The organism is Thainema salinarum CENA647 (genome assembly GCF_057732415.1).
Genome location: NZ_JBYJZJ010000022.1, coordinates 3,588,084 through 3,607,183, shown reverse-complemented (window position 1 = coordinate 3,607,183; position 19,100 = coordinate 3,588,084). Strand labels below are relative to the sequence as shown.

The 19,100-nt window shown below is 49.0% G+C and carries 19 protein-coding genes; 7 read left to right on the top strand and 12 right to left on the bottom strand.

The window, feature by feature from the left end:
* Positions 1-348 precede the first annotated feature (348 nt).
* The 3 genes from AC286M_RS22575 (at position 349) to AC286M_RS22565 (ending at position 3,009) form a co-directional block, all read left to right on the top strand.
* Positions 349-570 (top strand): DUF4327 family protein, encoded by a 222-nt coding sequence (locus AC286M_RS22575; RefSeq protein WP_488206533.1) that lies wholly within the window; start codon positions 349-351, stop codon positions 568-570.
* 292 nt (positions 571-862) lie between these two features.
* Entirely contained in the window at positions 863-1,894 is a 1,032-nt protein-coding gene (locus tag AC286M_RS22570; RefSeq protein ID WP_488206532.1) for a LysR family transcriptional regulator, read from the top strand.
* A 53-nt stretch (positions 1,895-1,947) separates the two neighbouring features.
* Entirely contained in the window at positions 1,948-3,009 is a 1,062-nt protein-coding gene (locus tag AC286M_RS22565) for an anthranilate phosphoribosyltransferase family protein (protein ID WP_488206531.1), read from the top strand.
* Positions 3,010-3,088: 79 nt separating this feature from the next.
* Here the strand turns inward: AC286M_RS22565 and patD are convergent, their stop codons facing one another.
* The 4 genes from patD to AC286M_RS22545 form a co-directional block, all read right to left on the bottom strand.
* Positions 3,089-3,490: a heterocyst frequency control protein PatD gene (gene patD, locus AC286M_RS22560; RefSeq protein ID WP_488206530.1), complete on the bottom strand. Its 402-nt coding sequence runs from the start codon at positions 3,488-3,490 to the stop codon at positions 3,089-3,091.
* 129 nt (positions 3,491-3,619) lie between these two features.
* Positions 3,620-4,870, bottom strand: coding sequence for a URC4/urg3 family protein (locus AC286M_RS22555; protein WP_488206529.1), 1,251 nt, complete (start codon positions 4,868-4,870; stop codon positions 3,620-3,622).
* Positions 4,870-6,126: a GTP cyclohydrolase II gene (locus tag AC286M_RS22550; protein WP_488206528.1), complete on the bottom strand. Its 1,257-nt coding sequence runs from the start codon at positions 6,124-6,126 to the stop codon at positions 4,870-4,872. Before AC286M_RS22550 ends, AC286M_RS22555 begins: the two co-directional genes overlap by 1 nt.
* Before the next feature lie 89 nt (positions 6,127-6,215).
* Positions 6,216-6,815: a DUF6714 family protein gene (locus tag AC286M_RS22545; RefSeq protein WP_488206527.1), complete on the bottom strand. Its 600-nt coding sequence runs from the start codon at positions 6,813-6,815 to the stop codon at positions 6,216-6,218.
* 1 nt (position 6,816) lies between these two features.
* Between AC286M_RS22545 and AC286M_RS22540 the strand changes: the two genes are divergently transcribed.
* Positions 6,817-7,707, top strand: a complete 891-nt coding sequence (locus tag AC286M_RS22540; RefSeq protein ID WP_488206526.1) for a tRNA (5-methylaminomethyl-2-thiouridine)(34)-methyltransferase MnmD — start codon at positions 6,817-6,819, stop codon at positions 7,705-7,707.
* Between the two features lie 21 nt (positions 7,708-7,728).
* Here the strand turns inward: AC286M_RS22540 and AC286M_RS22535 are convergent, their stop codons facing one another.
* The 5 genes from AC286M_RS22535 to AC286M_RS22515 form a co-directional block, all read right to left on the bottom strand.
* Complete coding sequence (locus AC286M_RS22535; RefSeq protein ID WP_488206525.1) at positions 7,729-8,559, bottom strand: pentapeptide repeat-containing protein; 831 nt, start codon at positions 8,557-8,559, stop codon at positions 7,729-7,731.
* Between the two features lie 4 nt (positions 8,560-8,563).
* Positions 8,564-8,989 carry a DoxX family protein gene (locus AC286M_RS22530; protein ID WP_488206524.1) on the bottom strand — a complete coding sequence of 142 codons (426 nt, stop codon included), beginning with the start codon at positions 8,987-8,989 and terminating at the stop codon, positions 8,564-8,566.
* Between the two features lie 668 nt (positions 8,990-9,657).
* Positions 9,658-9,942 carry a hypothetical protein gene (locus AC286M_RS22525; protein ID WP_488206523.1) on the bottom strand — a complete coding sequence of 95 codons (285 nt, stop codon included), beginning with the start codon at positions 9,940-9,942 and terminating at the stop codon, positions 9,658-9,660.
* 404 nt (positions 9,943-10,346) lie between these two features.
* A complete protein-coding gene (locus tag AC286M_RS22520; RefSeq protein ID WP_488206522.1) occupies positions 10,347-11,162 on the bottom strand; it encodes an alpha/beta fold hydrolase in 816 nt (271 codons plus the stop codon).
* A gap of 21 nt (positions 11,163-11,183) precedes the next feature.
* Positions 11,184-12,884 carry a helix-turn-helix domain-containing protein gene (locus AC286M_RS22515; RefSeq protein WP_488206521.1) on the bottom strand — a complete coding sequence of 567 codons (1,701 nt, stop codon included), beginning with the start codon at positions 12,882-12,884 and terminating at the stop codon, positions 11,184-11,186.
* 166 nt (positions 12,885-13,050) lie between these two features.
* Here AC286M_RS22515 and AC286M_RS22510 point away from each other — a divergent pair, with 166 nt between their 5' ends.
* Both AC286M_RS22510 and AC286M_RS22505 read left to right on the top strand, forming a co-directional pair.
* Positions 13,051-13,206, top strand: a complete 156-nt coding sequence (locus tag AC286M_RS22510) for a hypothetical protein (protein WP_488206520.1) — start codon at positions 13,051-13,053, stop codon at positions 13,204-13,206.
* 874 nt (positions 13,207-14,080) lie between these two features.
* Positions 14,081-14,386 (top strand): NfeD family protein, encoded by a 306-nt coding sequence (locus tag AC286M_RS22505; RefSeq protein ID WP_488206519.1) that lies wholly within the window; start codon positions 14,081-14,083, stop codon positions 14,384-14,386.
* A 119-nt stretch (positions 14,387-14,505) separates the two neighbouring features.
* Here the strand turns inward: AC286M_RS22505 and AC286M_RS22500 are convergent, their stop codons facing one another.
* Both AC286M_RS22500 and AC286M_RS22495 read right to left on the bottom strand, forming a co-directional pair.
* The gene (locus AC286M_RS22500) at positions 14,506-14,748 is read right to left on the bottom strand and encodes a hypothetical protein (RefSeq protein ID WP_488206518.1); all 243 of its coding nucleotides are present in this window, start codon (positions 14,746-14,748) and stop codon (positions 14,506-14,508) included.
* Positions 14,749-14,792: 44 nt separating this feature from the next.
* On the bottom strand, positions 14,793-16,556 hold the full coding sequence (locus AC286M_RS22495) for a tetratricopeptide repeat protein (RefSeq protein WP_488206517.1): 1,764 nt from the start codon (positions 16,554-16,556) through the stop codon (positions 14,793-14,795).
* A gap of 346 nt (positions 16,557-16,902) precedes the next feature.
* On the opposite strand from AC286M_RS22495, the gene AC286M_RS22490 reads away from it, so the two are divergent.
* A complete protein-coding gene (locus tag AC286M_RS22490; RefSeq protein WP_488206516.1) occupies positions 16,903-18,171 on the top strand; it encodes a pentapeptide repeat-containing protein in 1,269 nt (422 codons plus the stop codon).
* Between the two features lie 213 nt (positions 18,172-18,384).
* Here the strand turns inward: AC286M_RS22490 and AC286M_RS22485 are convergent, their stop codons facing one another.
* Entirely contained in the window at positions 18,385-19,041 is a 657-nt protein-coding gene (locus AC286M_RS22485) for an exopolysaccharide biosynthesis protein (protein WP_488206515.1), read from the bottom strand.
* Between the last annotated feature and the right edge of the window lie 59 nt (positions 19,042-19,100).

The following is a 19,100-nucleotide window of genomic DNA, read 5'->3' as shown; positions in this document are numbered from 1 at the left end:
AAATCCAAAACTCGCCAATATGTCTACGTCAATTGATTGATTTCAGTCTATAGAAAACCAAGTAGGTCAATGGCGTAGGACAGATGACTCTCTTCGCAATTGTTCATATAATTTCAATGTTAGTAATTTAAAGTAGAAAATCCTTCAGTATACGAGACTACAGATCTGGCTTATGATAAATCTTGTCTGTTTGGATAGTAAAGCCTGATTTTCTCCCTCTACCGTTGGAGCGATATTTCTGCAAAACGTCCAAAGCGATGTTCGCAGAATATCGTGTTTAACATCATCATCGCGCCTGAGTGGTTAGCTCAGGAATTTAGACATTAGCAGAACGCAGCAGGGTCAATTATGCTTCAGTCACTTCAGTTTTCGATCGATGCAATTAAAGATGAGGCTCGCCAATTAGTTGAAAAAGGTGTTGTTAGCCGTCAGCAGCCAATTTATGTGCTTTGCAACTACATCCCAGCGCGTGAATGGGCGTTTGTTGAATGTGAATTAGAGCGGTGTGATTTCTTACTGAGGGATCGAATCGGTGATTTGATGGGGCAAGAAGAATGGGAAAATGATTAGCCTGTATCCATCCTTAATCCAAGCATCATTTATGATTTACAGGCATCACTACTCTGGATACTAAACCCAATCTTGAGAATAGCCTCAAAGCGTCAATGCTTTGGGGCTATTGTTATCAAAGTGGAATGTTCCCCTTATACAAAGAATTCCAAAGGATCAGAATATGCAGAATTGCTAGCTATGATTGATCGCCTAGCGCGAAAAAAGCTTTTGTGTTGTATCAATCTCTACGATTTCGCGATCGCACATCCGATACAGTCAAGATCAATCTATCGGTAAGTTTGGGTATCCCATGCGCCTAGAGCAGCTCAAGGCATTTTTAGCCGTTGCCGAAACGGGCAGTTTTCAGCAGGCGGCCCGTCAGTGTGATGTGACGCAATCAACGGTTAGCCGCCAAGTTCAAGCGATTGAGGCCGAACTAGGAGTCGCGCTCTTTCATCGTTCAGCCCAAGCCAAACTGACGGTGGCTGGGGAGTGCCTATTGCCGAGGGCGCGTCGGATGTGTCAGGAGTGGAATACAGCGGTTCAAGAGCTGTCGGATTTGATGGCGGGCAAGCAGCCTGAACTCTGTATCGCAGCGATTCACTCCGTCTGCTCCTATTTCCTGCCGCCAGTCCTACAGCAGTTCTGTCAGACCTATCCAGATGTGCAGTTGCGGGTGACTTCTCTGGGTAGCGATCGCGCGTTGAAGGTGCTGCGAGATGGCCTGGTTGACCTCGCGATTGTGATGAATAATCGGCGGTTGACCACGAGCGCCGAAATGATTACTGAGGTGCTCTATCAAGAGCCTGTACAGATTCTGATGGCGGCGGATCATCCCCTGGCCGAACATCAGATTGTGCCCTGGTCAGAAATTGTTCGCTATCCCCAAGTTGTCTTTAAAGATGGTTACGGTATGCAGCGGCTGGTGCAGGAGCAGTTTCAGCAGCAGGGGGCGGAGCTAAAAGCCGTGCTGGAGTTGAATACTCTAGATGCATTTCGAGGAGTAGTGCGGCAAGGCCAGTCGATTGCCCTGTTGCCTCGGAGCGCAATTTTTGATATTCACCAGGAGGCCAATCTGACGGTGCGTTCAACCGCTGATCCGGTGCTGACTCGCGAGGTTGTTTTGGTCACGACGGAAGATCGGTTGACCATCCCGCCCATTCGCCATTTTTGCCAGCTTGTTCAGCAAGAACTGAAGGAAGCAATTAGCTTAGATAGTGTAGACTTACCTGTTTCAGCTACCTCGGCTAAAAATACGTCGGCGATTTGGGCAACAATGGATCGATCCGTTGGTGGATCAGCGGCTCGCCCGACCGAACAGAATGGCTACATCTATTTCTAATGATTTTTGATATTTCTAACCCACCTGCAACTCAAGGTTGACGACGACTGATTATGAGCAATGCGTTTCGCACGTTTCTGAAGACGATTGGTAGTGGCGTTCATACGGGCAAGGATTTATCCCGCAGTGAATCGGCAGCCGCAACCCGGATGATGCTGACTCAGGAGGCGACACCCGCGCAGATTGGTGCATTTATGATTGCTCACCGGATTAAGCGACCCACGCCTGAGGAACTGGTGGGGATGATGGATGCCTACGATGAGATGGGCACCAAGCTGGCTGCTATTCCGGCTCAGCATCGGGTGACGGTGTTTAATTCGCCCTATGATGGCCGTTCCCGTACTGCCCCGGTGACGCCACTAACGGCACTGATTTTAGCAGCAGCCAACTGTCCAGTGGTGATGCACGGTGGCGATCGCATTCCGACCAAGTACGGCTTACCGCTGGTTGAAGTGTGGCAACTGCTGGGGATTGACTGGACGGTACTGTCCTATGCTGAAACGCAGCATGTCTTTGAGCAGACGGGGCTGGGGTTTGTTTACCTACCCCGCGACTTCCCTGCTGCACAGGCGCTGATTCCCTACCGTGACCAAATTGGTAAACGCCCCCCGCTCGCCACGATTGAGATTATGTGGGCACCCTATAGCGGTGAGGCCCACGTGGTCAGTGGCTTTGTGCATCCTCCCACCGAGGAGCGTACCTGCATTGCTTATCAGATGCGAGGCGAAGCGTTTTATACGACGGTGAAAGGGCTGGAAGGCAGCGGCGATCTGCCCCGCGATCGCACAGCCATCCTGGGCATCGGTGAGCCTGACTCATTTGAGCGTTTGCTGCTGGTACCCAGAGATTACGATTTGGCTGGAACTGACGTGCCGCTGCTGGAAGACGCGGAGTTTGCTAAAGCGATGCAGGCTGTATTGGCAGGTGATGTCACTGAACTGAGTCAGTCTGCCATTTGGAACGGTGGCTTTTATCTGTGGCGCAGTGGAGCCTGTGATTCCGTTGCAGCCGGGATTGAGCGGGCACGGCAGCTTTTGATGACGGGTGCCGTGCAGCAGCAGCTACAGGACTTGAAAAGTGCGATCGCAGATCTCAAGTCGGCGGTACAGGTTTAGGGATTGCTGATTTAAGGATGAATGGTGATGTGGGGGCACCCCAGATCACCATTCATCCCAGATAAGGCAACGCCCAGGTCTAAGAAGACGCATCAGAAGACGCATCAGAAGACGCATCCGCTGGATTCAAAATATTGTGACAAAACGTCAGGAGCGTTTGAATGCGATCGCGGATTTGAGCTTGGCGCTGCTGGGCAGTGGTGGGCTGCTTGGCCGCCTGCAAAAACGTCAGATCCATGCCCAAAAGCCGCAGGTGCTTATTAATTTCGGTGTTATGGGAGCGCACGGTAGACTCGTCGGCTGGCTCTAGCTGATCATTAACTTCTAGACCAATAATCTTTTGCTGGAACCACTGCTGCGCCTCCAAAAACTGCGATCGCAGTTTCATCTGGTCTGGGTTAGCCTGCGTGACTTGATTCTGGAGGGTTTGCAGGGACTGGGAGAGCGTTTGATAGCGGTCTTGATAGTCTTGGGGCAGCATGACAAATTGGGTTATAGATGAGCGACAGTATCGGTAGGAATGATGGACATCCGTAGGGGGTGGGTTTTGTTGACCAATTTTATTTCAGACCGATTACGTTTCGGCTAAACCCGACCCTACAAGTGGAAATTAGAAGACCGTTCCATCGCTAATCAACTGAATCGGCGGCGCACCCGACGGACGACGTTCGGCGGCGATACGGCGTCCGGCTGTCCAGGTGCCGCCCTGTAGCACTTTGACCAGCGGCAATTGATCAGCAGTTTGATTCAGGTTTTGCCGAATTACTGCCGCAATCTGATCGAGCAGAATAATCGTCGTGGCCCGCCACTCCACAATCACTGATGAGTTAAGCTCCTGGGGCTGATGCAGAATTTCTGCCTGTTTGGGCACCAGTAAGCCCATGTCCAGACACAGTCCGGCATTGCGATATTCCGCTAGACCCGTCAACTGGTCTAAATCGGTAATCTGATAGCCCAAATCCTGCAGAGGCTCCAGTAGTGAGTATGTCAACCACTGGGACAGCTTATGAAACGGAATGTAGGGATAACGCCGATCCAGTCCGGCCAGTTTATTCGACTGCCAAGTGTCGCCCAGGTTTGTATCTGCGATCGCAATTCGTCCCGGCCAGATCTCGCCCAACCCGCGCAGAATCGCTTGCAGTACTGTGACCGCACTGATCTGCTGATCTTTATCTTTAGCTTGAGCAATTAGATAATCAACCAGATTGCCCAGCCGTGGCTGTTTGTACCCAAATAGATCGGGATGCTGGCTCAGCACATGCCCCAGTTTTTGCAGCAGCTGGAGCCGACCCGGCAGACCAACCAGCGGATTATGTTCGTCGGCTTGAAAGCCATTGGCCAGTTGGTCTTCAGTGAGCTGAGCCAAGCCTTTTGCATCCGCTTGCAGCGGTAAATCGGGATCGCTGGAGAAAAGGCCATTGCAGAACATGTGATAGCTGGCCAGAGCCAAGCCTTCCGAGCGTTTAACAACCAAGTACGTCCCCGGTTCGTGATACTGCCAGCGGCTACCCGCTCCGGCGTCCAGCAGCACGCTGATAATAGCCAGGTCAAACTTGCTGCGGGTTTGCTCAATCGCGGATTGATCGGCTAGCCTATGCTCTAGTTGGGGTAAACGCGGGACGCCGCCGACTTCAAAATGCCGCCAGCGCGAGTGAAACGGCACGTCAAAATCTGGATATTCTTCCCTAGTCACCTCCATTACATAGTCAGCGACAGGATGAAGCTGATGCAGATTAATGGCAAAGTGATCAAGCTGGTCGTTCAGAGCCAGATCGTAAAGGTAGCGACTGCGATCGCGGATCGCCGCTGGCGAGAGAAAATAGGTGACGGCCTCAGCGTCATTTTCAGGGACATAAACCATTAGTAATCGCGCCCTTTCACCTGCGTTAGTCCATCTTGATCCAGCACGTTGCCCGTCGTAAAGTATCCCGCCGCTTTCTTGGCCTCCATTTCAACCATTGCATCAGCCGGAATTAAATAGTCTGGAATGGGCACTCGCTCAACAACTTCAATACCAGAATGGACAATGGCATTGTATTTCATGTGGCTCATGGAAATCAGCCGATCAATGCGCGTAATTCCCAGCCAGTGCAGTACATCCGGCATCAGTTCCTGGAACCGCATATCCTGTACACCCGCCACGCATTCGGTGCGCTCAAAGTAAGCATTGGCATTATCGCCACCCTCCTGCCGCTTACGCGCATTGTAGACCAGGAACTTAGTCACTTCGCCCAATGCCCGACCTTCCTTGCGGAAGTAGACAATTATTCCAGCCCCGCCAGACTGAGCAGTTTTGATGCACTCCTCAATGCCGTGTACAAGATAAGGCCGACAGGTGCAAATATCGGAGCCAAATACGTCTGAGCCATTACATTCGTCATGCACTCGCACCGTCACGGGCCGATCGGGATCGGTAATCGCATTAACGTCACCCAGAATGTAGGCAGTCATGCTGCCGATGGGCGGCAAAAATATGTCCAGATCAGAGCGGGTGACAAGTTCCGGAAACATGCCGCCCGTCTGCTCAAACAGGACGTGGCGCAAGTCACTTTCAGATACGTTGAGCCGCTTAGCAATTCCCGGTAAATACCAGACAGGTTCAATCGCCGCTTTGGTGACGACTAAATCGCCGCCCGGTTTCATGATTTTGCCGTCAACCGGAATCCGCCCCATCTGCGCCGCCGCATGAAGTTCCGGCATGTTGATATGGGCTTTGGTAATGGCGATTGTGGGGCGAATGTCGTGACCCTGCTGGATATAATCGGCAAACGCCTCACCGACCAGCGCCCCAAACGGATCGAGAGACACAATCTTGTCGGCATCAAACCAGCTTGGGTATGGCCCAATATTGATAATCGGAGCGGTATTCGTTAAATCCGCCTTGTGATCCGGCTGTAGCGTCCCCTGAGCAACCGCTAGCGCTCGATAAATTGCATAGGAACCAGAATGTGTGCCGACGACGTTGCGATGACTGGCGTTCGTTACGGTGCCAATAATCGGGCCGCGCTGCATGGGATCAGACTTGCCCCAGTGAATCGGAATGGGCTTTGTCCCAAAGCGACTGGGATGGGAAGTCAGGACAATATGCTTGGGTTTCGAGGGGCGCTGGTTTGCCATATATCCGTATCAAATGGGTGAAGGGTATTGAAGGGAATGCATTTACGATAAGTCTGTCAGGACGGTAATGTCCATGTTAGATTCTCCCACTACTCTAATCTGCAAGAAGCATCATCCAGCACTTCACAATTGCTCCAAATTTGCAGTACATCCAGCAGGTCGTCAGCATAGTCTTCCAGGTCAAGGTGAAAGTGCGATCGCACTTCTATCCCCAACTCTTCTTTGCGCTCCTGATCAATCAAATACTCCAAAAACGCCACGATAAACTGCCGCTGCTGTACATTCGCGGCGTCCAGCAAATCCGACCGATGCAGGTGAAACAGGAACTGATCCAAATAAGCTACTTGGGGCTGCTCTAGCGTCTGGAGGGTTAACCGCACCAGCGCAGGCATGTAGTAGAGCAATCCCGTCGCCGATGAAAAACACATCGGATCCCAACCCGGATTGCCCAACTGCTCCAGTCCAATAGAATCGACATCATGCGCCAGCAGCGTCTCATCATGCTCGGCACATTCGCAACAGTGGCGATAATCTGTAAAATGTTCCGGTTTCGGCAAGGCGAAGAGGCGTTTAGCGGTTTGTATCCACTCATCCGGAATGATGGGTTTAGCGGCTGAAATCATCGCGATGCCAACGTTATTGTCATAGATCGAGTAGTGTAGGATAGCCGTCTCGGCTGTCCATAACACTATGACTGATTCTCCCTTACCCCTAGATACCATCACCCCAGAAGCCACGGCTGATGGGTCATACACCTTTTACTCAGCAGCCTTTGGCGAATGGTTTCACAGTCGTCATGGAGCTTACCAAGAAGCATTCGAAACTTATGTAGAACCGACTCAGCTACTGCAAAAAGCCCAGCGAGAGAACCTGACGCTTCTAGATGTCTGCTACGGTTTGGGTTACAACACAGCGGCAGCGCTGGAAACCATTTGGCGAATTAATCCCAACTGTCAGGTGACGGTGGTGGGACTGGAGTTGAACTTGGACGTGCCGCAAGCTGCGATCGCACATCAGTTCACCCACATTTGGACACCACAAATCCAAGACATCCTCACAGAACTCGCTCAAGCCCAGTTGATCAACACCGCACGTCTCAAGGCTAAACTCCTGATTGGCGATGCTCGCCAGCAGATTCAACCGCTGGTGCAGCAGGGATTTCAGGCCGATGCCATTTTCTTTGATCCCTTTTCGCCGCCCCGCTGTCCCATGTTGTGGAGCGTTGATTTTTTCCAGCAGGTGCGCCAGTGCCTCAAACCAGACGGTCGGCTCGCCACCTATTCCTGTGCGGCGGCAGTGCGAGCCGGACTGCAAGAAGCCGGATTCCAAATTGGTGCGATCGCAGCCGCTGGTCGCCAGTGGCCAGGAACAATTGCCGTGTTAAACAATCGGAATGAGAATTTACCCCCCCTGTCCCAGCGAGAACTAGAACATCTGCAAACGAAGGCTGCCGTTCCCTATCGCGATCGCACTTTAATGGCCACCGCTCAGGACATCATGCAGCAGCGCCAGCAGGAGCAAGCCGAATCGTCACTGTCACCAACCTCCCAATGGCGCAAGCGCTGGCTCAACTCCAAATAGCTGATTCAACAAATCGTTGCGTTATTTCCGAGTAAATACTTTGGTCAGAGAGCCATAGAAGTCTTCAAAAATGGCTCCTCGAGCTCGCAAATCTCGCTTATCAAATTCAGTCAGCCCTCTATTATTGCCGAATAGTGCTCGGTCAACTGTAGCCGCTTGGAAATTTGTCCCTTCGAGATTAGCGTTGATCAAGTTGGCACGACCGAGATCCGACTGGCTAAAATCGGCTGCTCGAAGGTTAGCCTTACCAAAATTAGCGTTAATTAAGTACGCACCGTTCAGATTGGCACCAGACAAATCGGCGTTTCTGATATCGGCCTGCTTGAGATAAGCATCATTCAGGCTAGCATGACGCAAATTGGCCCGGATGAGATTAATATTGTGCAAATTTGCGCCCTTTAAATCAGCCCCTTCTAGATCAGCTCCCTTCAAAACCCGATTTTCGCCGCCGCTATTGGCTAGTTCCCAGATCAGACGCCACTGGCTAGGTAGTTTAGTTGTGGGGTCAATCAACATCCCTCTCAGGGTCGCACCTCTGAGATTGGCATCTTTGAGATTGGCACCGCTGAAATTGGTTTGGCTGAGATAGGCATTGCGCAAATTGGCGAGTCTCAAGTCAGCGCCGTGAAAATTAGCGCCCTTCAAATTAGCTCCGCTCAAGTCTGTTCCGACCAAATTCGCTTGAGCAAATGAACCTCCACTGAGATCGAATCCACTCAAGTTGACTCCGGCCAGATCATGAAGCAGGTCAATCTTCAGTACGCTAACTAATTCAGAGAAACTAGTAGTACCTGCTGCCATTGCTTCTGTGATTGTGGCTCTGAGTTGTTCACGAGTCGCAAAATTAGCCATACTGCTATTTCACCTCACTGCTTGATTCCGGTGAATTCGGGCTGGTGTACCAATAGGCCCAAGCAATTAGAACAAACTGAAACGGCAACCGAATAGCTTGGAACCACCAGGTATTGGGAATGCCAGCAATTTCAATTCCGTTAATCGCCATGTTGAGATTAGCTGGATACACAGCAATAAACAGTGCAACCAGTCCCCAAGCCGCCAAGTGGCTAATCGATGGGATCAACAGCGCAATCCCCAAACCGATTTCAATCACGCCGCTGATATAAACCAGTGCTGCTGGATAGGGTAAGAAGCCCGGCACGATGCGAATGAATGGCACCGGCACGGCAAAGTGCAATACGCCCGCGACAATAATGCAAACCGCCAAGATAACCCGTAAGACTTCTTTATTCTTTTGAAGATTTTTTTGAAGGAGATGCATCATAGCAAAAGCTCAGGATTAGTTCACACTCAAATCATCCTCAAATTAACAAGACTCCATTGTAAGCACAGCAATAAAAAGGTGGACAGAAAAAAGTTAAATCTCCGCCTCTGGAAATAGAAATATAGTGGCCTAGAGCGGTTGCTGAAAGAGCCATGGGAGTTACGGTAAGCTTTGTCGAGCCAGCTTCTACAGTACTTGAGGCTGATGATGTAGCTGCAAAAGCATAGATGCAAGATATAAGTTTTACACCGATACGTTTAGTCCATTACTGTTGCTTTTACTGATGAAGAAGCACTTACTAGTATAACCCTAATTAAACGCGGATCGCGCAGCGAGCAAACCTAGAAATCATTGGGATTATAGCCATTATTTTTTGTTTCTAATACCCGTAGTTTTGGTGCTTGACTTAGTGATAAATACAACAAGAATCAGCTTAGATGGCATATTGTCATTTGTGATAGCAAGTTTGCGATCGCACAATCACACACCTAAGTAGAAAACTAGATGAATACCATAAGCGACTAGCCCTGGAAAGTGCGATCGCATTTATTGACGCAACACAACACACTCCAGCCGCTCTAAAAACCGGATTTCTGTAGCAAGTATTTGGCCATACAGGATACCTAAAACAAGAAACCCGGCTTCTGGGACATCTCAGCCTCAACTGATTAGTTGAGATAGCGGGTGAGGATGCTGATGTGGTCGTCGGGATGGCGCTGGACGAGGATGCGCGCTACGTCGCCTGCGCTGGGGCAGGGGATGGGTTGGCTCCATTCGTTGGCTTCGGCAAAGCCGCGCCGATGCAGGTTTTTGATCGTGACAATGATGTCGGGGCGGGAGCCGAGCAGGATGAGCCGCAGGGGATGGCGATCGTCGCGCTGTGGAACGCTGGGATTGCTTGCACGAGACTGTGACGCTGCTTGGGAGGCAGCACCGAGGATGAAGTATGTCATTGTGGTTGTCCTTTGGTTTTGACTTTCGGGGAGGAAAGCCAAAAACCTAGCCCCCCTGCAACAGATGAAGTGCAATGCAGAGCGGCTGAGGCTACAATTACCCAAGCCTGTGCGTTGCTCGTACCAACGTTTACAGGTCAGCCGCTCAGAGTTGGTGACAACAACTCTGGGTGGCGTTGACTAGATTTTTGGTATCCAGTTGTCGCGCAGAGATAAACAAGGAAGCGCGTTGACAACTTAACGTTTCACAGTACGGGATTTGGCCTGTGGAGTCAATCTAGGTTCACTGACAGAAATGTTTAGTGGTGTGAGTGGTGAGAAAGTGCGATCGCGCCACCTATTCGTCGCAAACTAACTCCTAAATACAAAATAATTGAGGTACGCGCTCCTGACAACGGCATCCTCTACAGAGATTGAGAGCGCATTGTTTGTTTGCATAGAAAACCAAGAAGTACAGTATTAAACTCTTCTACCCGTTCCCAACAAACTACATGACCAGAGGAAGAAATGATGTGAAGTTCACTATTAAAAATGTTTTGGCACAAGATCTCCACATGACTTAGCTCTGTCAATAAATCTTGTTCACCTACTATGATACAGGTTGGTATTTTTATCTGTTTAAGCTGATTTGTCAAATCAACAGATAAGAAACACTTACAAAGCCTTGACACTGCTTCAAAATCCAATTTTGCATATCGTGCTTTCGCATTTACTAGAACCTGTGATTTTTCTTTAAAAGTTTTAGATGTAAAGAACCAAGGAACTGTTGAGTTGAAAAAGTTTTCCAAATCACCGCGCTTCGCATGATTTGACCAAGAAGTAATTATTAATTTTAATTTGTCTCCAATTTCACTTGTTGCACCAGCAATTATTAGGCTACGGCAGAGATACGGATACTTTAATGCAAATGCTTGAGCTACTATGCCTCCATAAGAAAGACCAGCTATATGAGCGTTATCGATTTTTAGAAATGTCATTAATTCTGCTAGGTCATCCGCATGTTGTTCCATTGTATATTCTTCTTTAGGATGGTCAGAATCTCCTTGTCCTCTGAAATCATATCTGAGGATACGATAATTCTTAGAAAGAATGTCTACTTGTGGCCCCCATGCGCTTGATGCGTTCATCAAAATCCCATTATTAAAAACAAGGCAGGGAGAAGTTTCATGTCCTTGCAATTCATAGTAAATATAAATATTGTTGATTTTGACTCGCGGCATATATTTAGACAGCCTATGAAACTATTGAAAATCTTCTTTTCGAACACCTTCCACACGTGATTCCCATTCAGTTTCTGATAGTTCGCAAGAATCAAAATGTACTACGTTAAATTCTTTTTTACTCTTGTCAACTATCTCTTTATGTTTGCCTTGATCAAATAAACTTAAAACCAAAATATCTCCGCCTTTGCCGGCTCCAGTTATTTTTGCTCCCAAACAAGATGTTAACTTGCCTTGATTGCGTTGTTCTTCAATGGACACAGATTTTAACTTGGCAATCAAACATTCTGTGTTCAGGTCAGAAAGACCCATGCCACAAAGTAAAGCCTGATAAGCATTCATGAGGTCGGGGACAGAAGACCAATCAGAGGCAATTGAGTTAAATACACCAATGCTTATACCACCTAATGATTCTGCAAATAGTTCAATATAGGCATTAGACATTTGTTCGGATTTAGTGTCATCAACTTGATTGCCTAAATAAATTTTTTCTATAATTTCATATCTGTGAATTGCAAAGGATCGCTGAACATCTTCTTCTCTAAAACTTTGGTCAAACATTCCGCAAACATGATCGACTCTTTCTGCAGATTCTTTGACATAGGAACGTACATTCCTTTTTAAAACATCTGCTGTTCTACTAGGCATACCAGAATATAGAATACTAATATTGTAGGGTGGTGGTTCAGGATAATTGGGTAAATCTGAAAAATATTCTCCTGGATCAAAGATAAATCGTTTGACCTTGGATAAAGTTTTAAAGCCCTGCTCTGATTGATCAATGATTACTGGACTCCATCCATCTAAGTGTCTGTGCGTCAAATATGAACGTTTAGAAATGCCGTAAAGTACAGGATGTCTTCCAGCTCTTCCATTAAACGAAATTGTTGCACCCGCACCACTTGATCTACCTCCGTGAAAGCAATTTTCTATTGACCAAGCTAATAACATAGCCACTTCTTGTTTTTCTTGATTATCCAATTCAAAGTGAATTTTGAATTTCTTTATGTTTAAAAAGTTATCAACTAGGGCTTTTGCAATACAAGCTGATAAAGCACCGCTTGAGTCTAAACCGACAGCAACAGGAAAACTGCTAACAACATTAACTCTGAAACCTTTTTCACGAAATTCTTCATTCAAGAAGGGTTTTATAACTGATGAAAAAAGAGACAGTAATTCTTTTTCCTGCTCTTCGATAGGGCAACTTCCATACGCTGTTATCAGTTTTGTATTGACTATGCTCATTTCTTCTACTGGATGAGAGCATTTAAAGTCATCTATGAAGATTCCTTCAATTTGAGAACTTGCCTCTATCTTGATGTAAAGTCTCAATGGAAGAGGTAAATAAACTGCTGGATGTCCAAACACAACAGCATGTTCGCCGCTCAGGAAAGCACAGGCAGGCGCACTATATACTAAGTCGGTATTTTTAACCCAGTTAGACAAAAAGTCTTCGAAGTGTCTCTGTCTTCTTGACTTTGTGTCAGAAGGATCATCTAAAAAAGTATCTGGATCAGTAAATATTTTTAATAGCTCATCTGCGGTTATTCCAAGGCATTGAGCTATTTTCTCTAAATTATCTAGAGTTGGTTGATGAATTTCACCGCTAGCATATCTGCTTATTTGACTGAGACTAATCCCCGACTCTTTTGCAAGTCCATTACGAGTATAGTCTTTCTGTTTAAACAGTTTCGTAAATGCTTTTCCTGATTTATCGGTCATTCTTGATTTCCTAAATTCCTACATTGCGTCTATGCAACTCTTTGCATGCAACCCCTTGCACATTTGCAACTTCCGTTGCTTTGGCAGGTAGGTTAAAAAAGAAGTGTGAGTTTGAGAAATACCTCAAAACTCACAGTGTACATACCAATAAAAAAGGAGAAAAGCAATGGCTTCTGAACGCATTTCAACTGGTAAGAGCATCTATGGTGGCTATTATGCCCAAGATTCGAGCGGTAATATCGGGCGCGGCAAAAGCGAAGGCGTAGCTCGTCAGGCATTACAGTCTGCTCAAAGCAAGAGTCAAAGCAGTGGGAAGAAGTAATCTTCTGCTTACTTAAACTTAGATGATCTCGATGGGAGTGAGTCTGGCTATCCGGAAGTTAGCTTGCTCCCATTTCTACATATCTGTAGTGGTTGAGTATCAATTAAATACCTTTCAACTGTGGTCTAATCCTATAGAGGCAAGTCGCTTATGCATACTTTTTTTGCATCACTAGGTCTGTCATGTGCTTTAGCAAGTTTACCAATTGCTTTAGTTGGTCAAGCAACTCATGCTCAAACTTATTCCAGTTCTACTGTACGTATTGGAGGCGTCAACTTAAATAGTTACTGTCAGAGTCGCTGGAGAGGATCACGTGCTGGTTTAGTAGAGAGAACTGCCTATGGATGGCGATGCTTTGCAGGCTCTAACCGATACACAATTTCTGTTCAGAATGCTTGTAAGGAACAGTATCCTGGTTATCCATTTCTTGCAGCTCATGCAACAGATTATCGTAATCCTTATTCTTGGGGATGTTTCGCGCCAGTACCTAATACTTTACCTCGATGATATAGCCTGAGGTAATTAGGCTAGCCAAGACACAGACGTCTTGTAGATTTTGCCACGTTGTAAAAACGTTTCTAAACTTCAGATTTCGCATTGGCGTGCCCTCGCTACGCTAATGTGAAATCTGGAATTTAGGATTTTTCTCTCTAACTAATATAGCCAGAACTACAGCAAATCTATGTTGCACTGTCGGTCATTAACCTAAGTCTGCAATGCATAGAATTGGGAATTCAAATCACCCGAATACTGTTAGTGTTCCCATTACACAGCTACAAGAACACACTGAAGTAAGGTCAAATTGCCGTAACGCAGGAATGGTAGTACAGGATAGTTGCTTTTGTGATCATTCTAATCACCATTACTGATACTGATGTCAGGGAGATGGCGTTCAATGTTACACCTGTTTCAGCAAATCTTTGCTCCCCAAACCCAAAACAATCAAGCTTCTCAACTTAGCTCTTCTGCATATTACTCATCCTTTGCCAACGAAGCAGTTGTGACAATGGAAATCTGTCCAAATCGCAAAGGGCAAGTCCGTTATCGCGGTGGATGGTGGACAGCACGCTGCCGACAGCCTATTGTTTTGCAACCCAACGATATTGTACGAGTTGTTGATCGAGAGGAAATTACTCTCATCGTCGAACCGCTTAGCTCAAGCAACTTACACCGTATGTAAAAGAATTCTAGCAAATCCCGATTAGCCCATCTATGGTATTGGCATCATCAACTGCTCTTGCTTTTGCTGTTACTGTTCCATTTGCAACCGCTGCCGCATCGCTTGGGAAATAACCATACCTACGCTGACTCAGAAATGATTTTGGCGTTTAGCAATGTGAAAATTCGGTCTAACTCCAAGATTCCAGTCAGCTCGACCTCTTCATCAGAGGTTAAACCCGCTTCCCGCTGCTTTGTATTCAAGTCTTCTAATCTAGCTTGCAAAGGCTCACTAAACTTAAATAAATAAAGCCCTCTAACAGTCTGCATTTGAATGCCTGCATCAATAAATGACGATGGCTGAATCATCAGTTGTGCATCCACTGCCCTTATCTCCCGTGCTATTTTCATGAAGACCATTACTTCAACTATGGCATGGGCGTCATCATCAACTGCTGTTGCTGCTCTTGCTCCATCTGTTGCTGTTCCATCTGCAACTGCTGCTGAATCTGCGTCACCGCTGCCACTGTCTCCAATGCCGTCGCCTGCTCCGGATTAATCGCCAACGCCGCTTGCAGAGCCGCTAGCGCCTCGTCATACCGCTCAAGCTGCGCCAGCACCACCCCTTTCCCCGTCAGCGCCTCCGCATTCGTCGGGTCAATCTCCAGCGCCCGATCATAAGCAACTAGCGCATCCGCATACTGGTTCAGCGACAGCAGCGCCGCCCCCCGATTAAACCAGCCCTGAGCCGACTCCGGATCGAGCGCAATCGCCTGATCCGCCGCCGCCAACGCCTCATCAAAGCGACCCAGCAGCCACAGCACCACACTGCGATTTGCCCAAGTTTGCGCCCGATTCGGGTCAATCTTCAGCGATTCGTCATAGGCATCCAGCGCCGCCTCATACTGCAAAATCGTCCGATAAATCACGCCGCGATTAAACCAGGCCAGCGCCAGTTCCGGATTCAGCTCCAGCGCCCGCTCCGTTTCTTGCAGCGCCTCATCGTAGCGTTCCAGATACCAGTAAATCACTGCCCGATGATTGTAGGCTTCCGCAAAATCCGGCTTAATCCCCACCGCCCGATTAATCGCCGCCAGCGCCTCCTCATACTGAGCCAACCCCGTCAGCGCAATACTGCGCTCATTCCAAGCATTGGCCTGATCGTTCACCTTCCACTGAATATCGCCCTGAACCGCCGCTACACAAGCCGCCAGCGCGGGTTCATACTGCTTCAGCCGATTCAGCAGCGTGCACTGACCCAGCAGCGCCAGCGAATAGTCCGGCTTAATTTCCACCGCCCGATTGTACGAGGTCAGCGCCTCCTGATTGCGGCGCAGCTTTTCCAACACCTGCCCCTGCGATGCCCAGGTCAGCGCATTGTTCGGGTCAATACTAATCGCCTGGTCATAGGCCGCGATCGCAGAATCATATTTTTCCGACGCCGTCAGCGCCCGCCCCTGATGCGTCCAGGCAATCGCCGCCGTTTCGTTGCCCCAGTTGCCGTTGCCATCCAGCGCCGCCTGACAACTTGCGATCGCACCTGGATAATCCTGCAATTCCACCATTACCGCACAGCGATAGGCCAGCGTCAGCGAATCCTCCGGCTCTAGCAGCAGCGTCCGGTCATAGGCAATCAGCGCCTGCTCATACTGCCCCGCCTGCGCCAAAATCACACCCCGATTAAACCAGGCCAGCACGGGCGATCGCCCGCCCCAATTGCCATTCACCCGCAGTGCATCATTACAGGAATCCAGCGCCGTCTCGTTATTGTTCAATGCCGCAAACGCCACACAGCGATAGGTAATCGCCAGCGAATTTTCCGGGTCAAACTCCAACGCCCGGTCAGCAGATGCGATCGCATCCGGAAATGCCTGCATCTTCAGCAAAATCCCGCTGCGCTCCGCCCACACGTTGGACTCTTCCGGCTCAATCACCAGCGCTTGCTCACAGGCTTTCAGCGCATCCTCAAACAAATCCGCATCCGCTGACAACCGACAGAGACCAAACCAATAGTCAAAATCTTCTAGGTTTTCAAACGTTTCCTGGGCAGGCGTCGGCGTCGCGAGCGTGATGGTGGTGGCAAGTGCGATCGCACCAGGCAACAATTGCGATCGAAGTTTTGAGGATGCGATCGCAGATTCGACCCAGCGTAAAAAACTTGAACAACCTGCCACAGATTTACCAAAAGCCATTAGATTCTGCCTGCCATTCATGGTGAAACGCTAAATGTTGGGTAGGGGCGAATGGCCATTCGCCCCTACCCAACGTGTAACGCAACATGCAACATATCGGGATCTACCGACATCGAAACCGAGATATATAAAAGATACTTTGGGGATCAAAATCGTATCGAAATCTAGCAAATTCAATAATTTGCCTAACGTAGACTCTATCCTAAGCAATAAGGGGTTTTCAGGATTCAGCAAGCAAAATTGACACAACATGATCATGCGTAACGTATTCAGCCTCACGCCTTGCATCAAACCCTCAAACCAGAATTGTGTTACCACGATACAGCGACACAATCCTCGTCTGAGTTTGCCAATTGCAATCGCACTGATCGGCAGCTTAATTAGTCTCTCCCCCCAGCCAACTTTGGCCGCCAGTCGTCGCGATGTCGTCCAACTTCTCGCCACCCGCCAGTGCTCCAACTGCAACCTGCGCGAAGCCCAACTGCGCGGAGCCTACTTGCGTCAGGCCAACCTCCGCCGTGCTGACCTCCGTGATGCCGATTTGAACGGAGCCGATTTGCAAGGCGCGTACCTGCGCGAAGCCGATCTGCGCGGAGCCGACCTCCGCAACGCCAATCTGGAAAACGCTAACCTGGATGGCGCACAGCTCGAAGGTGCATTACTAGCCAACACCATCATCGACGATCGCACATTACTGGCCGACCGCTGGGAAACCGTGCGCGATATCGTTACCAACGGCGCACAGGGCCGCGATTTACAGGAAGCCGACCTCGCCGGAGCCAACCTGGATGGAGCCGACTTACGAGGAGCCAATCTAACAGGCGCAAACCTAGAAGCTGCCACCTTTGAAGGGGCGTACCTAGCTGGCAGCAACCTAGATGAAACCAATCTTCAGGAATCTGATTTCTTCATTGCCGACCTGCGCAGCACCAGCATCAGTCAATCCAACCTCGCCGACGCCAGCTTCCGCGCCGCTGACCTCCGCAACAGTGACTTGACGGAAGCCAACCTCGACACCGCCGACTTCCAGCTCGCCTATCTCGACAGCGTCAGCCTAGTCGGTGCCAATTTGGAAGACGCTGATTTCACCGGAGCCTATCTAACCAACGCCAACCTCAGCAACGCCATCCTGGAAGACACCATTTTCTTCATCGCCGATGTCCGCAACGCTGACCTAAGTGACGCCATTCTCGAAGGAGCTGAACTACGCGGCGCAGACTTCAGCGGCACCACCCTCTCCGCCGCTAACTTGCAAAATACTGATCCAGAGGGCATCCGTCTCCGCGATGCCGACCTTGAAGGTTCTGACCTCAGCGACCTCAACCTAAGCGGAGCCGACCTCAGCGGCAACAACCTGCGGGGCGCAAACCTGTCCGATACCAACTTGACCGGAGCCAACCTCAGCAACGCCGATTTGACGGGTGCAAACTTGAGCAGTGCCAATTTAGAAGGTGCCAATTTGGAAGGTGCCAACCTCACCAACGTTAACCTTGAGGCTGCCGATTTAACCGAAGCCAACTTACTCGGCACAACTCTACAGGGCGTCCGCTATGACGCCTCAACCAACCTCTGCGACACCGTTCTACCCGACGGCAGCCAACATAGCTGCCCTTAACGATGGCAGTTCCTCAAAAAGAATATCTTCAAACGCTTAACAAGTTAGCTTTTTCGGAGGGGGTCTGGGGGACGCGACTCGTCTCCCAGCGGGGTTTTGGGGGCAAACGCCCCCAATCAACGGGTTTTGTCGCAGCAGATTACGTAAGCGTGAGATTGCCAAAACAAAAAAGCGAGGCGCTCAGCGCCTCGCTTTTTTGCTTTAAGCCTCAAACTAGATCAATTCTCTGAGCTGTTCAACCGCAGCCATCCCGCCCCAGAAAAAGGCAATGTGAACCGCAACTGATAAAGTCAGCGCAACGACTCCCAGAGCCATGCCACCGATACTGATAAATCCATCGTCATCCAGCAGACCAAACCCCATCACAAAAATGCTGAATGCTGGCGCTGTATTGGTCAACGGCAAGGGGCTAATCATTGAAATCGAGAGAATTGCGATCGCAATTCCCATCACCAACTGCCCCGTGCGGCTCTTACAGATTGGGCTGAGGCGGGGACGAGTAATGATTTCAATTCGCTGCAGCCAAGGCACTCCAGCCTTAATTAGTTTTTGAATCTGAGTCAGCTCAAAACTGCGGTTATTCCACTTTTGAGGCAGCCAGGGGCGCTCTCGTCCCATTGCCAACTGGATAGCCAACACCAGCATCACAATTCCAAATGGAGTTGAGTAGCCCGGTGCCGGAATTGGCAGAGCAGATGGCAGCGCTAAACAGACAAACAAAAAGCCAAACGTGCGCTCACCCGCCAAATCCAGAATATCCCGCAGGCAGACACGCTGTTCTGGTTTATCAATAACAGGTTCATTCGTAACCGACCGAGCCGGAGCAACCTCAAAAAAATACTGCTGAAGTTCCGCAGAAAGCCTAGCCATAAATTGCCAACTTTGAATGGTACGAAATATTAATTCGCTTCACTCTATCAGGTTTCTTT

What these genes read in the sequence shown, in the direction of transcription:
- AC286M_RS22575 (WP_488206533.1), top strand. Translation starts at nt 349, where the DNA reads ATGCTTCAGTCACTTCAGTTTTCGATCGATGCAATTAAAGATGAGGCT.
- AC286M_RS22570 (WP_488206532.1), top strand. Translation starts at nt 863, where the DNA reads ATGCGCCTAGAGCAGCTCAAGGCATTTTTAGCCGTTGCCGAAACGGGC.
- AC286M_RS22565 (WP_488206531.1), top strand. Translation starts at nt 1,948, where the DNA reads ATGAGCAATGCGTTTCGCACGTTTCTGAAGACGATTGGTAGTGGCGTT.
- patD (WP_488206530.1), bottom strand. Translation starts at nt 3,490, where the DNA reads ATGCTGCCCCAAGACTATCAAGACCGCTATCAAACGCTCTCCCAGTCC.
- AC286M_RS22555 (WP_488206529.1), bottom strand. Translation starts at nt 4,870, where the DNA reads ATGGTTTATGTCCCTGAAAATGACGCTGAGGCCGTCACCTATTTTCTC.
- AC286M_RS22550 (WP_488206528.1), bottom strand. Translation starts at nt 6,126, where the DNA reads ATGGCAAACCAGCGCCCCTCGAAACCCAAGCATATTGTCCTGACTTCC.
- AC286M_RS22540 (WP_488206526.1), top strand. Translation starts at nt 6,817, where the DNA reads ATGACTGATTCTCCCTTACCCCTAGATACCATCACCCCAGAAGCCACG.
- AC286M_RS22535 (WP_488206525.1), bottom strand. Translation starts at nt 8,559, where the DNA reads ATGGCTAATTTTGCGACTCGTGAACAACTCAGAGCCACAATCACAGAA.
- AC286M_RS22530 (WP_488206524.1), bottom strand. Translation starts at nt 8,989, where the DNA reads ATGATGCATCTCCTTCAAAAAAATCTTCAAAAGAATAAAGAAGTCTTA.
- AC286M_RS22525 (WP_488206523.1), bottom strand. Translation starts at nt 9,942, where the DNA reads ATGACATACTTCATCCTCGGTGCTGCCTCCCAAGCAGCGTCACAGTCT.
- AC286M_RS22520 (WP_488206522.1), bottom strand. Translation starts at nt 11,162, where the DNA reads ATGCCGCGAGTCAAAATCAACAATATTTATATTTACTATGAATTGCAA.
- AC286M_RS22515 (WP_488206521.1), bottom strand. Translation starts at nt 12,884, where the DNA reads ATGACCGATAAATCAGGAAAAGCATTTACGAAACTGTTTAAACAGAAA.
- AC286M_RS22510 (WP_488206520.1), top strand. Translation starts at nt 13,051, where the DNA reads ATGGCTTCTGAACGCATTTCAACTGGTAAGAGCATCTATGGTGGCTAT.
- AC286M_RS22505 (WP_488206519.1), top strand. Translation starts at nt 14,081, where the DNA reads ATGTCAGGGAGATGGCGTTCAATGTTACACCTGTTTCAGCAAATCTTT.
- AC286M_RS22495 (WP_488206517.1), bottom strand. Translation starts at nt 16,556, where the DNA reads ATGGCTTTTGGTAAATCTGTGGCAGGTTGTTCAAGTTTTTTACGCTGG.
- AC286M_RS22485 (WP_488206515.1), bottom strand. Translation starts at nt 19,041, where the DNA reads ATGGCTAGGCTTTCTGCGGAACTTCAGCAGTATTTTTTTGAGGTTGCT.